We start from the raw sequence: 13244 nt of genomic DNA on the forward strand, positions 1-13244 counted from the left end.
CCCAAATGGAGCATAAAGGCATTGGTAACGGCAAATATATACCTTAATTGACTCATAAGAAACATTACTAAAAGAGGGGCATTGACAACTAGATAGTTGTACTGACATTCGCTATATATAAGAATTACTAGTTCATAGCAGTAGCAAGACCACCGAAATATACACTCATGTAAGTACAAAAAGCCTGCAACAAATAAAAAGTCCATTCGATGATTTGTAATAAAAATATTATTTATATATTTGAGAACAATACACTATTCAATAGCGACAATCTGCCCATTTTCAGATGTATAGCCGCTATTTTATAGCGAGTATATACAAGTTATGCGTCATGCTTGGTCAGACTCAGAGAATGGAGAATTCAATAACTAAATGAAACAAATGAACAGTATATATAGATTCAGACAAGCAAATGAACAAAAACATTACATTTTAAACTTATCATTGGCGAAAACAAAAACATTTTATTCAATATTTACATCAATTAGAAATAAATTTTAAAATCAAAACACAATAGTATGAAAAAATTAATTTTAACAATTGTAATAACTATTTTCCTACAACCTCAAGTTTATAGCCAACTTTCAAACTATAATGCCAATGGAAGAGAAAAAATCCTTACTGAAAAGACTACACTTTCAATAATTGGTGTAAATACAAATTTAGAAGTACCAAACGAGAATGTAGTAGGGATTTTAGCGGCTGCGGCGGCTATTTTACCACCTGCGATTGATTTAGTTGTAACGAGTATTAAAAAAAAGACAGAGAAAGATGTTCTTGCTTACAAAGGCGAATATAAATGTTGGGCTTCCGAAGAAAATTTTTACAAGACAAATAATGTAATTTCTTTACCTAAAATGACCATAAAGAGAATTATTAAAACAATTAAAGGAATAGATACACTCGCTGTTGAAATTGAACTTGTACCAGATATTTCAACAGACAAAACCGCTTTTAGATACTATGTTAAAGATAAATGTGTCTATAATTATTCAGTAGCAAAAACTAAAAGCTATTATGATTACATTGATTTAAATCTTGAAATAAAATTCAAAAGCATTTCCATTGACAAAGATGCATATAATATTAATGATTTGAGAACTACGGCAATTTCGATACCGATGATTCATGTAGGCAATACAAAACAACTCACAGACACAATTTACAGTGGATGGATTCCATTGCCTCCGATGTCGACAAAGAAAAAAATAGCGGAAGCAAAAAAAGAGGAAAAAACCACAATTACAACTAATAATGCAGGTGTAAAAGATACGATTAATCTAGAAACAACTACAAAAAAATCAAATGATGTAGATTATGAAAAGTTAAAAATAAATACAGGATTATATGAAGTTGAAATTACAGCAACAGAAACAAATCCTTACAAAATAAAAGCTGAGAATAATAAAAAAATTATTGAAAACTCAAGCGAATCTACTACAGCTATTCTCAAAGCCATTGTAAATTCTTTGATAAAGGAAAAGTAGAAAAAAACAATAAAAAGTAAGTAAAAAAAGAATGAAATTTGAAGTTGAGAAATTTGAAAAGCTAATTCAAATGCGAAAGAAGAACAATGACACCAAATAATAAAGTATACATCAGGGATGCTGAAAACTGAATAGAGTAAGCAAAAAATCAAATACAAATTAAAATGATTTCAAAAGCAAATTTAGTAGGTAGCGGAAATGACCTTTCGGCTAAAATCGACCAATCAGCAGCCGAAAAACTTCTTAATTCGGTTCATTTTCCATTAACTTTAGTTTCCATAAACACACCGCCACCTGGAAATTTATTGACAACTGAAACTGTAAATGATTATGAAATAATTTTAAACCCGCCACGAGTTGAAGAATTATTAAAGGCCTTTGCAAAAGCTAGTGAAACAAATATCCCAAGTAGATCCAAAATACCAGATATAGAAACAAAATTTAACCTTGAAGCTCTAAGCAATATTTCTGAAACTATAGAAAGTGCAAAAGCATGCTTAAGTGCGATGGAAGCTCCTCAAATACCAACTTCTGCTGACCAAATATTTTCATTTCCTGACGAAAAATACTTGAAGGATATTGTTAATGGAGGTGTAGAAGCGTTATTAAGTACTACTAATGGGCTTGAGTTAAAAGCGATATGTTCTAACCTAAGAGTAATTGCTAATAATAAACCTAATTTAGGGCTGAATGGCCCTAAAGTAAGCATTTCAAATTCGAAAATAACCGTAAAAGCAACAGGAGAACTTTGGGCTCACATTCCTACATTTCATTGCAGTAGATGGTGTACTCGTTGGACAGTTTCTTGGAAATGGGTACGGTTGTCATCTGTTAGTGTGGGCGTTACAGTTGATTTGGATGCATCCATTGAAATATTAATTAACGGTAAAATACTTAACGCCAAAGCACATATTAACAAGTTAAGATTAGACTATCCAATTCTTAGAGAAATACCACTAGAAGGTATTGCAAATAGCCAATTACAGAATAAATTAATTCCAATCTTTGATGCTGGTAGTTTTATAGCTTGCGTACCAGTTGTTAACTCTAGATTTGGAATTGAAAGTATAAGTATTCCTAATGTAGCTGGGAGTATTGAGATTGACATTGCAATTAAACAAGTCTAATAACAGAAATAAATTTAAAAATATGCTTGGGATAATTAGTCTCTAAATTGACTAATCCCAAGCATTTTAAAATATAAAAATGGATACAACAAACACAACTATTCAAACGATTACTTGCACTCACATTTGGACTCTACTTGACTTGCAATACCGAAAGAATAGCACGAACGCATAACACACTCTTTGCAATAGTGGGGTAATAGTCTTGAATTTAAAAATCAGTTTGTATTTGCTGAAAATCGGCAAAACAGAAAAATAAATAATTATTAATCCCCCACCATCGCAAGAGCGCGGGAACGTTAGTGGCAATTTTAAAAAAAAACATCAATGAAATCAAAACTAAACAAGTTGGGAATAATTGCAAATTATACTAATGGAAATAAAGTCGTACGCATACTTATACTAATAGGAACATTCTTTTTTATGATCGCTTTCTTTGCAATGATTGTTGGAGTAATATTTTACCCAAGAATTGAAGATATGGTTCATAAAGAGGCACAAATTATTTTTGTAATTATCCTGACTACATTATCAGTTGGCGCAACCATACTATCTTCAGCTAAGGCATATAACCAAAAACTCAAAGAACAGGAAAAGGAAATAATCATAAATGAACAAGAGAAGAAAGTTGCGGAAAATCCTAACGAACCAAAATTAGCGTGGGATTTGGCTAGAATAAAGCTTGAAAGCTACTTGGACAGAAATCTTTCTCAAATAAAATCAATTTATCATTTGTCGATTTTCGCTATGATAATAGGATTTGGCCTCATAATTTATGGCTCATATATGTCATTTCAGCAGACAGATAATATTGAACCTGCTATCATTACCGCAATTTCAGGTTTGATTGTTAATTTCATTGGCGCAACATTTTTGGTTATGTATAAATCAACAATGGAACAAGCTAAAGATTACGTAAATGTTCTAGAAAGAATTAATGCCGTTGGAATGTCCGTACAAATCATTGAAAGTATTGATGAAAAACACTTACAACTTAAAGAAGAGACAAAAGCAGATTTATCTAAAAAGCTAATTGAATTATATTCTAATAAATAAACTACGCCTAACAGCTACTACAACGGATTTGGGCAATAGGCATAATGGGAAGTTGGTTTTATTCTTGAATTAAAAGTGTTTAACCGAAAGATAAAATTATTGTGGGAATAAGTAATATCTAACCTATAATTTTGGGCATAATATTTCCTCTCATCAATTTTTATTTAAAAGTTATCAGTATTACGAATCTTTGGTTTTGGGCGGCTGCCTTTTCATAGAGGTTACGAAGGTTTGCCCCACCTTGTCGTTGATGTACTCTATGTTTAGCATTTTCAAGTAACCCTGTCCTTTTTTCGGTACTGACGTATCGGGATTCGATTGCGTAGGCTTCTGTTTCATATCTAAGAATCTTTGGCTTTTGGCGGTTGCCGTTTAGTAAACATTACGAAGGTTTGACCCACTTTGTCGTTGGTCGGCACTGATTTTAGCAGTTCTAAGTAACTCGGTACTTTTTTCGGTACTGACTTCTCGGTATCAGATTGCGTGGTTTTCTTCTTCATGTCTAATAATTATTTAATCTTATAAAAATCTCTTTTGAATTAAAGAATGCTCTACTTAGGTTCTGACTTTTTGAGCAGGAAATACACATAACCAATTAGCGCTCACACCTAAACATTAATAGTATCTTTTTATCAAAAAATAAACATAAAGTTACTGATAATTAGACGTTTATTTTTTATTATATCAATGAAAAAAAATAAAAATTTGATTTATAGTAGTGTATTTGAGAGGGTAATAGGCTTTACATTAAAGGGGAAGAGAAAGGAAACCGTATTATAAAGGGGTATGGGAGTACATTTTTAGAATTTTTCAGGATTTTTTTCAGGATTTTTAATCACATTTAAGCGCTAAATCATATAGATACTATAATACAATTTTAAGAGTGTATAAATGCATTTGATATGTAGATAATATAAATGAAATAAAAAGGTTACTCTTCGCTAATGGTAGATATCGTAAAAAAAAAAGATGGTAGAAAAGCTTCGTTCCTTTTGTAAAAAAAAAACATATTTTAGGTACTACCTAAGTATAAAATGGCAACGAAAATGGCAACTAAATTAAAAAACCCTTATAAATCAGTCGCTTATAAGGGTTTTTGTGAAGGCAGAAGGATTCGAACCTTCGACCGCCTGCTTAGAAGGCAGGTGCTCTATCCAGCTGAGCTATGCCTCCATTGCTCATGTAAAAAAAAAATCAGTCGGGGTGGCAGGATTCGAACCTGCGGCCTCCTGCTCCCAAAGCAGGCGCGATAACCGAGCTACGCTACACCCCGAAAATGCCAAATAATATTTTCATGAAAGCTATCAAATTGATAACCGAGTAATGCTAGTACTCTAAACACAAAATTATCAAGCGGAGAGACAGGGACTCGAACCCTGGCACCGATTACTCGATGACAGTTTAGCAAACTGCTCCATTACCACTCTGGCACCTCTCCAAAACTCTTAGGAAACGTGTCCTGTTTTGCGGTTGCAAATTTAAGACATGTTTACGTTTCTCACAACTATTTAGGGCCTTTTTTTCAATATTTTTTATCGTTTTTACAAAAACACTTCACAATCAAACATATAGAATGAAAAATAAATTTAAAAAAAGATAATGACAGAATCAAAATTTGAAATTGTTTAAAAAAGATTAAATTTGCTACATAAACCAACATTATAAAAAGTCATGAACAAAAGAGTTGTTATCGTTTCTGCCGTTAGGACACCTATCGGAAGTTTTATGGGGGGATTATCTTCAGTTACTGCTCCAAAATTAGGAGCAATCGCTATTAAAGGTGCTTTAGATAAAATAAAGTTAGATCCGAATTTAATTGATGAAGTATTTATGGGCAACGTTGTCCAGGCTGGCGTAGGTCAAGCTCCTGCTCGTCAAGCCGCAATATTTGCCGGTTTACCAAATTCCGTGGCCTGTACCACAATAAATAAAGTATGTGCTTCCGGAATGAAAGCAGTTATGTTAGGCGCACAAGCAATTCAATGTGGTGATGCCGAAATTGTAGTTGCCGGAGGAATGGAGAACATGAGTTTGATTCCACATTACTTGAATTTAAGAAATGGAACTAAATTTGGCCCTGCAACCATGATTGACGGAATGCAGAAAGACGGACTTACTGATGCTTACGATAACAGCGCTATGGGAGTGTGTGCTGACTTATGTGCTGCAGAATATAATTTCACCCGTGAAGATCAAGATAACTTCGCAATTCAATCGTATGAGCGTAGTGCAAAAGCTTGGGATTCGGGAAAATTTGATAATGAAATAGTTCCTGTAGCTGTTCCACAAAGAAAAGGAGATCCTATTATAGTTTCTAAAGATGAAGAATTCACGAATGTGAAATTAGACAAAATACCGTCATTAAACCCTGTCTTTACCAAAGACGGAACCGTAACTGCAGCCAATGCATCAACAATAAACGATGGAGCAGCAGCAGTAATATTAATGAGCGAAGAAAAAGCAATTTCACTAGGACTAAAACCTTTGGCTTATATTAAAGGGTATGCGGATTATGCTCAAGAACCAAAATGGTTTACCACAAGTCCTGCAAAAGCACTTCCTAAGGCATTAAAAAAAGCAGGATTATCCATTGATGATGTAGATTATTTTGAATTTAATGAAGCTTTTGCTGTTGTAGGCTTAGCCAATGCTAAAATTCTAGAATTAGAAAACGATAAAATAAATGTAAACGGTGGCGCTGTATCTTTAGGGCATCCACTAGGATGTTCCGGTGTTCGAATTATTGTTACCTTACTAAACGTTTTAGAGCAAAATAACGGTAAAATTGGCGCCGCAGCTATTTGTAACGGCGGTGGTGGTGCTTCGGCAATTGTTATCGAAAGAGCTTAAATAATTATAAGTTATGAGTTATGAGTTAAGCGTTATCCGTAATTTCACTCATAATTTTTAACTTTCAACCTATAACCCATAACCTATTAACCCTATCCAATGTTCGGAATTTGTAATCTAGCCATTATCCCACTTCGCTTTGAACCCAGTGATAGAAGCGAAATCGTTTCTCAAGTTTTATTTGGTGAACATTTTGAAATTTTAGAACAATTGAAACAATGGTCCCGCATCAGAATGCAATATGATGATTATGAAGGCTGGATAGATTCCAAACAATTACAACTGATTTCCGAATCCAGTTTTAATCAATTGTCTACTGAAGCCATCATTCTTAATGCAGATTTAATAGAATATATTACTGCACCAAATAATGTATTGATCCCTATTCCGCTTGGTTCTTCGGTATCTTTTATACATCATAATGAGATAAATATCTCAAATTTTGATTTTGAAGGAACTAAAACCAGTGGAGAGAAAACTAAAGAAAGCTTGATCAATACTGCCTTTATGTATTTGAATGCTCCTTACCTTTGGGGAGGGAAAACTCCTTTTGGCATTGATTGCTCCGGATTTACTCAAATGGTGTATAAACTCAATGGATACAAATTATTGCGAGATGCCTCTCAACAGTCAACACAAGGTGAAGCATTAAGTTTTATTGAAGAAAGCGAGCCGGGAGACTTAGCTTTTTTTGACAATGAAGAAGGCAACATCATCCATGTAGGAATAATAATGGCCGATAATTATATCATTCACGCCAGTGGAAAAGTACGAATTGACCGTATCGATCATTTAGGGATATTTAATGCCGAGACAAACAAGCATACCCACAAATTAAGGGTTATCAAAAAAATAGTATAAAAAAAACCTATCAAGAATTAGTATTCAAGATAGGTTTTTTAATCTAAAAAAAGCAATATTATATTTTAGCTTTTAAAGCATTATACTCGTTAGTCATATCTAAAGCTCGGTATAAATTCAATAACATTTTTGAAATCTCTATGTTTTTAGGTTCAATAGTATTTCCTTTTTCCAAGTAAGAAACGGCACTTTTAATTACTAAATCCTTTTTCGCCTTCAATTCTTCATAGATTTTCATATCTTTTGCAGAAGTTCCAAGGTTACTAATTTCATCAGTCAAAGCTTTTCTTTTATCCAGCTTCAGGTAAGCCATACTAATATAAGCATCAATATATTTGGGATTTAAATCTATAATTTTTTTATAATAATTCTCAGCGTTATCAGTATTACCTTTTTCAGTATATATTTGGGCTAAACTTCTATAAACATCTATTTTTTTAGAAGGTGCCATTACATTCCTAGGTATCTCATGCGTTCCCGCCTTTATATTTGAATCTCTGTGATTTGCAGAAGCAAATAATTCTTCAATTTTACTTTTTTTATTTGTTGCAAAATATTGAATTCCCTTTCCTGTAAAATTTAATGATTTTAATTCCTCAAAATTCTTTAATGCCGAATCATACTCTTTTGCATTCATAAAATTTGAAGCTGCATAATATAATTTTAAAGTGTCTTTTTTATCCATTTGATACAAATAATACATTTTATTCGCACAGTCTGCATATTTATTGACATTGGAATCTTCATTAGCACTTTTCTCTAAACTATCTTTTATCTCTTTTATAGCAGTTTTAGCTTGAACTGCATATTTTAAATTTCCTGAATCCACTTCAGAAACTATTAGTTCCTCATAAGCAGAAACTGCAAGACTAAGATTTTTAGCTGTTTCAATGTTTTTATTAGCTAAACTGGTAAATGCTTTTCCCTTTAAATTAAAGAAATCAGATCTGTCTTGATCCTTAGCATTAGTAATCAAATATTCACAAGCTTTCAGAGTAGACAAAGCAGCTTGTGGATTCCCATTATTCAATTCATTTTGAGCAGTTTTAATCTCATCTTTTTGAGCCACTGCAGATACAGAAATAAAGAACAGCAACAATCTTACTAAGTATTTTTTTTTCATATTACGTAGGTTTTGGTTAGGTAAGGGTTGTAAATTGGTTAAAGTTTTTCTTATTATTAGATGGTTAATTTTATTTAGCAATATTTGACCAAAATAAAATATTATTTTCATTAAACAAATAAAATTAGTAAATAAAATTAGCCTTATTAACTAATAATCACAAAATACAATAATATTATACTTTACAAAGAAGTAATACTACATTTGCTTAAGTAAAACTTAATACTTTGAAAATAAAAACAATACCATCAATGATATATATTGTAAAGTTGTCTGTGTATTTTTTAAAAAATCCAAATTTTTCCAATTAAACCTCGGTCTTTAGTTCATCAATTAAATTGGACTATATCAAAACTACTTGAATTGACAAATGATGCATCTAATCAAACAGGTCAAACCGTTTGCTGCAATTCTAATCCAAAAGACTTATTCCATAATTTTAAAACTGATACAAAAACTAATTAACAATTCTAGCAGGTCATGAAATTTCAATATCTTTTATAAAAAAACCCGACTATAAATATATAGTCGGGAATAATGTATTGTAAAAACAAAATGATTACAACTAAATTAAAAAATTGATTACATCTTTGCTTTCAACGCTTTGTACTCTGCAGTCATTTCTAATGCGCTGTAAACTCCTAAAAGAGTTTTAGAAACATCAACGTTTTTAGGATCTAGTTCAACCGCTTTTTCAAGATAAGGAATAGTAGCTCTAAATAACTCTTCTCTTTTCTTTTTCAATTCATCATAACGCTTCATGTCCTTAGTAGAGGTTCCCAGTTTATTCATTTCGTCAATGATAACTTTCTCATTTTCTAATTTCAAGGCAGCTAAATTAATATACCCATTAATATATTTTGGGTTAATTTCTATAACTCTTTTGTAATATTTTTCAGCGTCAGCTACATTTTTAGCATTAGCACTTAATACTCCCAAGTTAAAAATCAAATCAGCATCATTAGGATTTTTTTCCAATACTTCAGCAATAAGCTTTTTGTACATTTCAAAATCCTTTGTTTCCAAGTAAAGATTAGCTTCTGTCAAAGTCAAAGAAGTATCCTCCGGATTTGCTTTTCTAGCTTCAGAGATTGCTTTTTTAGCTTCTTCCGTTTTACCTTTTTCAACTAAAATCAAAGCCATATTTTTATAAATCTCACCTCTTTTGGAAGAAACCGCTTCAGTTCTTGGCTTTTCATGCGTTCCCATTTTCACCATTCTGTCTCTTTCTTGAAGTGTAGTAAAAAAATCTTCTTGACTTGTCAATTTATTAACCGCAAAATAACTAGTTCCTTTTCCAGAATAGTTTAAGGTTTTTAAATCATCATACAATTTAAGTGCAGTATCATAATCTTTAGCATTTACATAAGTAGAAGCTGCATAATATAAATTTATAGTGTCTTTTTTATCTAACAAATAAGCGTCATATAATTTTTTAGCACTATCAGAATGCTTATCCACTTTTGAATCTGCAATTGCACCGTTAATTAATTTGAATTTAATATCGGTAATTGAAGTCGCAGCTTGAGTTGAAAATTTCACTTTTCCAGAAGTTTTTTCAACAGCAATTAAATCTTGGTATGCTTTTGCTGCAAGCGAAAGATTGATATTAGCATCAACATTCTTATTTGCTAAATCCAATAAAGAATTTCCTTTTACAAAGAAAAATTGTGCTTTTTCAGCATCTGGAGCATTAGCTATTAAAGATTCCGCTTCCATCAAAATGGTAACTGCTTCTTGAGATTTACCAGCTTTCAATGCTTTTTCAGCGGCTTTAATTTGATCTTTTTGAGCAAAAGTAGCTACTGATATCAATAATGCTGATGCTAGTAATACATATTTACTTTTCATAATATTCTATTTTTGTTAAATAATTATTCTTGGGTTTCTAATTTACATTTATGCGTCGTCATCTTCGTCATCACCTTCTGCCTCATCATCAGCTTCATCTCCTTCAGAATCATCGTCATCGTCATCCTCCTCAGTGCCTTCGTCCTCAAGAACTTCTAAAACTGGTTTCACTCTTTCGATTGTTTCTGTTTCTATAACATTGCCGTCTTCATCAACTACTACTTCTGTTACATCATCTTTCATAACTTTAGTAACCGCTGCAATCGAATCGTTTCCTTTAATGTTGATCAGTTTTACACCTTGTGTAGCACGTCCCATTACTCTCAAATCTTCAACAGCCATTCTGATAGTCAGTCCAGATTTGTTGATAATCATCAAATCATCCGCATCCGTAACCGCATTTATCGAAATAAGTTTACCCGTTTTCTCCGTAATATTTAAGGTTTTCACTCCTTTACCACCACGGTTAGTAATTCGGTATTCATCTAGGCTTGAACGTTTTCCGTAACCGTTTTCGGCAACAACAAGAATTTCACTGCTCATGTCATTTACAGTAACCATGCCAATTACTTCATCCGTATCATCTTTAAGGGTAATTCCACGAACTCCAGAAGCTGTTCTTCCCATTGGACGGGTTTTAGTTTCTTCAAAACGAACTAATTTTCCGGATTTCACAGCCAAAATAATTTGACTTTCCCCATTTGTTAATTTTGCTTCCAATAATTCATCGCCTTCCTTAATAGTAATTGCAGCAACTCCATTTACCCTTGGTTTAGAATATTTCTCTAAAGAAGTTTTCTTAACCTGACCTTTTTTGGTCACCATAATAAGGTTATGACTGTTGATATAGTCTTTATCTTTTAAATCTTGGGTACAAATAAAGGCTTTCACTTTATCATCACTTTCTATATTCACAAGATTCTGGATTGCTCTACCTTTAGCGGTTTTACTTCCTTCCGGTATTTCGTAAACACGCATCCAGAAACATTTTCCTTTTTGGGTAAAGAACATCATATATTGATGATTCGTTGCCACAAACATGTGTTCCAAGAAATCTTGATCTCTTGTTCCAGCACTTTTTTGTCCAACTCCTCCTCTATTCTGGGTTTTGTATTCGGTAAGATTGGTACGTTTAATATAACCCGCATGAGAAATCGTAATTACCACATTTTCATCAGCAATTAAATCTTCAATACTTACATCTCCTCCTGAATATTCAATTTGAGAACGACGAGCGTCTCCATATTTATCTCTAATTTCCGTAAGCTCCTCTTTAATCAAAACAATTCTCAAGTTTACATCCGCTAATAAAGCTTTCAAATGCTCTATTAACTTCATAATTTCATCGTACTCCGTTCTTAACTTATCTTGTTCCAGACCCGTTAATTGACGTAAACGCATTTCTACAATGGCACGGGATTGTATATCTGACAAATTGAATCTTTCGATTAATTTTTCTCTAGCTTCTTCCGTACTTTTTGAAGCTTTGATCAAAGCAATTACTTCGTCAATATTATCCGAGGCGATAATCAAACCTTCTAATATATGCGCTCTTGCTTCCGCTTTTTTCAATTCAAATTGCGTTCTGCGAGTCACCACATCATGACGGTGTTCTATAAAATAATGAATCAGATCTTTCAGATTCAACATTTGTGGACGCCCTTTTACAATGGCAATATTGTTTACACTGAAAGAAGATTGCAATTGCGTAAACTTATAAAGCGTATTCAAAACTACGTTTGGCGTAGCATCACGTTTCAAAATATAAACGATACGCATCCCGTTTCTATCCGATTCATCTCGGATATTTGCAATACCCTCTATTTTTTTATCATTCACCAAATCAGCAGTACGTTTAATCATATCTGCCTTATTGACTTGATAAGGAATTTCGGTAACGATGATACACTCACGACCATCCACTTCTTCAAAACCAACTTTGGCACGCATTACGACTCTACCTCTACCTGTTTTGAAAGCTTCACGAACACCTTCGTAACCATATATTATACCACCAGTAGGAAAATCCGGGGCTTTGATATGCGTCATCAACTCGTCAATCTCAATATCATTATTATCCATGTAAGCCAACGTACCGTTGATTACCTCGGTTAAGTTGTGTGGTGGCATATTGGTCGCCATACCTACCGCAATTCCTGTTGCCCCATTTATTAATAAGGTAGGAACACGCGTTGGCATCACTGTTGGTTCTTCTAACGTATCATCAAAATTTAATTTAAAATCTACGGTTTCTTTATCTATATCCGCCAAGATTTCTTCCGAAATCTTTCGCATTCTAGCCTCTGTATAACGCATTGCTGCAGGGCTATCACCATCCACAGACCCAAAATTACCCTGACCATCAATCAATAAATAACGCATACTCCATTCTTGAGCCATACGAACCATGGCATCATAAACTGATGTATCACCATGAGGGTGGTATTTACCCAGAACTTCCCCGACAATTCTTGCGGACTTTTTGTGGGCTGATCTTGAGTTAACACCCAAATCATGCATTCCAAATAGTACTCTTCGATGTACTGGTTTCAAGCCATCTCTAACATCTGGAAGTGCTCTTGATACAATTACCGACATCGAATAATCGATATAGGCCGTTTTCATTTCATCTTCTATGTTAATAGGAATTAACTTTTCTCCTTCAGACATAAGTTGTTATATTAAAAAATTATATTAGTTTCAAAACGTGCCAATATACGGCTTTTTGAAATTTTTTAGCCTATTTCAGAATACTTATTTCAATGATTTATTAACAAAATTCACTTCGTTTTTAGTTAATAAATTAAGGGAAATTTAACTTTAAAATCATTATTATTTTTGTCTATTAGCTGACACCACTTCTTAAAGGAATGGTTTTTGTTTTTAAAT

8 protein-coding genes and 3 tRNA genes are annotated in these 13244 nt (G+C 32.9%); 5 read left to right on the forward strand and 6 right to left on the reverse strand.

Annotated features, from left to right (window positions below):
* Window positions 1-518: 518 nt before the first annotated feature.
* The 3 genes from ACNQGX_RS08955 (at window position 519) to ACNQGX_RS08965 (ending at window position 3670) form a co-directional block, all read left to right on the forward strand.
* Window positions 519-1487 carry a hypothetical protein gene (locus ACNQGX_RS08955; RefSeq protein ID WP_417975558.1) on the forward strand — a complete coding sequence of 323 codons (969 nt, stop codon included), beginning with the start codon at window positions 519-521 and terminating at the stop codon, window positions 1485-1487.
* A 164-nt stretch (window positions 1488-1651) separates the two neighbouring features.
* Window positions 1652-2614 (forward strand): hypothetical protein, encoded by a 963-nt coding sequence (locus ACNQGX_RS08960; protein WP_417975559.1) that lies wholly within the window; start codon window positions 1652-1654, stop codon window positions 2612-2614.
* Window positions 2615-2941: 327 nt separating this feature from the next.
* Entirely contained in the window at window positions 2942-3670 is a 729-nt protein-coding gene (locus tag ACNQGX_RS08965; RefSeq protein ID WP_417975560.1) for a TRADD-N-associated membrane domain-containing protein, read from the forward strand.
* A gap of 1099 nt (window positions 3671-4769) precedes the next feature.
* Here ACNQGX_RS08965 and ACNQGX_RS08970 read toward each other — a convergent pair.
* The 3 genes from ACNQGX_RS08970 to ACNQGX_RS08980 all read right to left on the reverse strand — a co-directional run bounded on the left by ACNQGX_RS08970 (window position 4770) and on the right by ACNQGX_RS08980 (window position 5108).
* Window positions 4770-4843, reverse strand: a tRNA-Arg gene (locus ACNQGX_RS08970).
* 25 nt (window positions 4844-4868) lie between these two features.
* Window positions 4869-4943: transfer RNA gene (locus tag ACNQGX_RS08975), tRNA-Pro, on the reverse strand.
* Window positions 4944-5024: 81 nt separating this feature from the next.
* Window positions 5025-5108 (reverse strand) — tRNA-Ser (locus ACNQGX_RS08980).
* Between the two features lie 233 nt (window positions 5109-5341).
* On the opposite strand from ACNQGX_RS08980, the gene ACNQGX_RS08985 reads away from it, so the two are divergent.
* Window positions 5342-6520, forward strand: a complete 1179-nt coding sequence (locus ACNQGX_RS08985) for an acetyl-CoA C-acyltransferase (protein ID WP_417975561.1) — start codon at window positions 5342-5344, stop codon at window positions 6518-6520.
* A gap of 99 nt (window positions 6521-6619) precedes the next feature.
* Entirely contained in the window at window positions 6620-7381 is a 762-nt protein-coding gene (locus ACNQGX_RS08990) for a C40 family peptidase (protein WP_417975562.1), read from the forward strand.
* 58 nt (window positions 7382-7439) lie between these two features.
* Here the strand turns inward: ACNQGX_RS08990 and ACNQGX_RS08995 are convergent, their stop codons facing one another.
* The 3 genes from ACNQGX_RS08995 to gyrA all read right to left on the reverse strand — a co-directional run bounded on the left by ACNQGX_RS08995 (window position 7440) and on the right by gyrA (window position 13025).
* Window positions 7440-8504 carry a tetratricopeptide repeat protein gene (locus tag ACNQGX_RS08995; RefSeq protein ID WP_417975563.1) on the reverse strand — a complete coding sequence of 355 codons (1065 nt, stop codon included), beginning with the start codon at window positions 8502-8504 and terminating at the stop codon, window positions 7440-7442.
* 582 nt (window positions 8505-9086) lie between these two features.
* On the reverse strand, window positions 9087-10355 hold the full coding sequence (locus ACNQGX_RS09000) for a tetratricopeptide repeat protein (RefSeq protein ID WP_417975564.1): 1269 nt from the start codon (window positions 10353-10355) through the stop codon (window positions 9087-9089).
* Window positions 10356-10403: 48 nt separating this feature from the next.
* Window positions 10404-13025, reverse strand: coding sequence for a DNA gyrase subunit A (gene gyrA / locus ACNQGX_RS09005; RefSeq protein ID WP_417975565.1), 2622 nt, complete (start codon window positions 13023-13025; stop codon window positions 10404-10406).
* Window positions 13026-13244: the final 219 nt, after the last annotated feature.

Origin of the sequence: Flavobacterium glycogeni, assembly GCF_048286775.1 — a bacterium.
Taxonomy (GTDB): domain Bacteria; phylum Bacteroidota; class Bacteroidia; order Flavobacteriales; family Flavobacteriaceae; genus Flavobacterium.

Excerpts from the sequence above, each read along its gene's own strand:
- gyrA (WP_417975565.1), bottom strand. The coding sequence starts at position 13,025 with ATGTCTGAAGGAGAAAAGTTAATTCCTATTAACATAGAAGATGAAATG.
- ACNQGX_RS08995 (WP_417975563.1), bottom strand. The coding sequence starts at position 8,504 with ATGAAAAAAAAATACTTAGTAAGATTGTTGCTGTTCTTTATTTCTGTA.
- ACNQGX_RS08985 (WP_417975561.1), top strand. The coding sequence starts at position 5,342 with ATGAACAAAAGAGTTGTTATCGTTTCTGCCGTTAGGACACCTATCGGA.
- ACNQGX_RS08955 (WP_417975558.1), top strand. The coding sequence starts at position 519 with ATGAAAAAATTAATTTTAACAATTGTAATAACTATTTTCCTACAACCT.
- ACNQGX_RS08960 (WP_417975559.1), top strand. The coding sequence starts at position 1,652 with ATGATTTCAAAAGCAAATTTAGTAGGTAGCGGAAATGACCTTTCGGCT.
- ACNQGX_RS08990 (WP_417975562.1), top strand. The coding sequence starts at position 6,620 with ATGTTCGGAATTTGTAATCTAGCCATTATCCCACTTCGCTTTGAACCC.
- ACNQGX_RS08965 (WP_417975560.1), top strand. The coding sequence starts at position 2,942 with ATGAAATCAAAACTAAACAAGTTGGGAATAATTGCAAATTATACTAAT.
- ACNQGX_RS09000 (WP_417975564.1), bottom strand. The coding sequence starts at position 10,355 with ATGAAAAGTAAATATGTATTACTAGCATCAGCATTATTGATATCAGTA.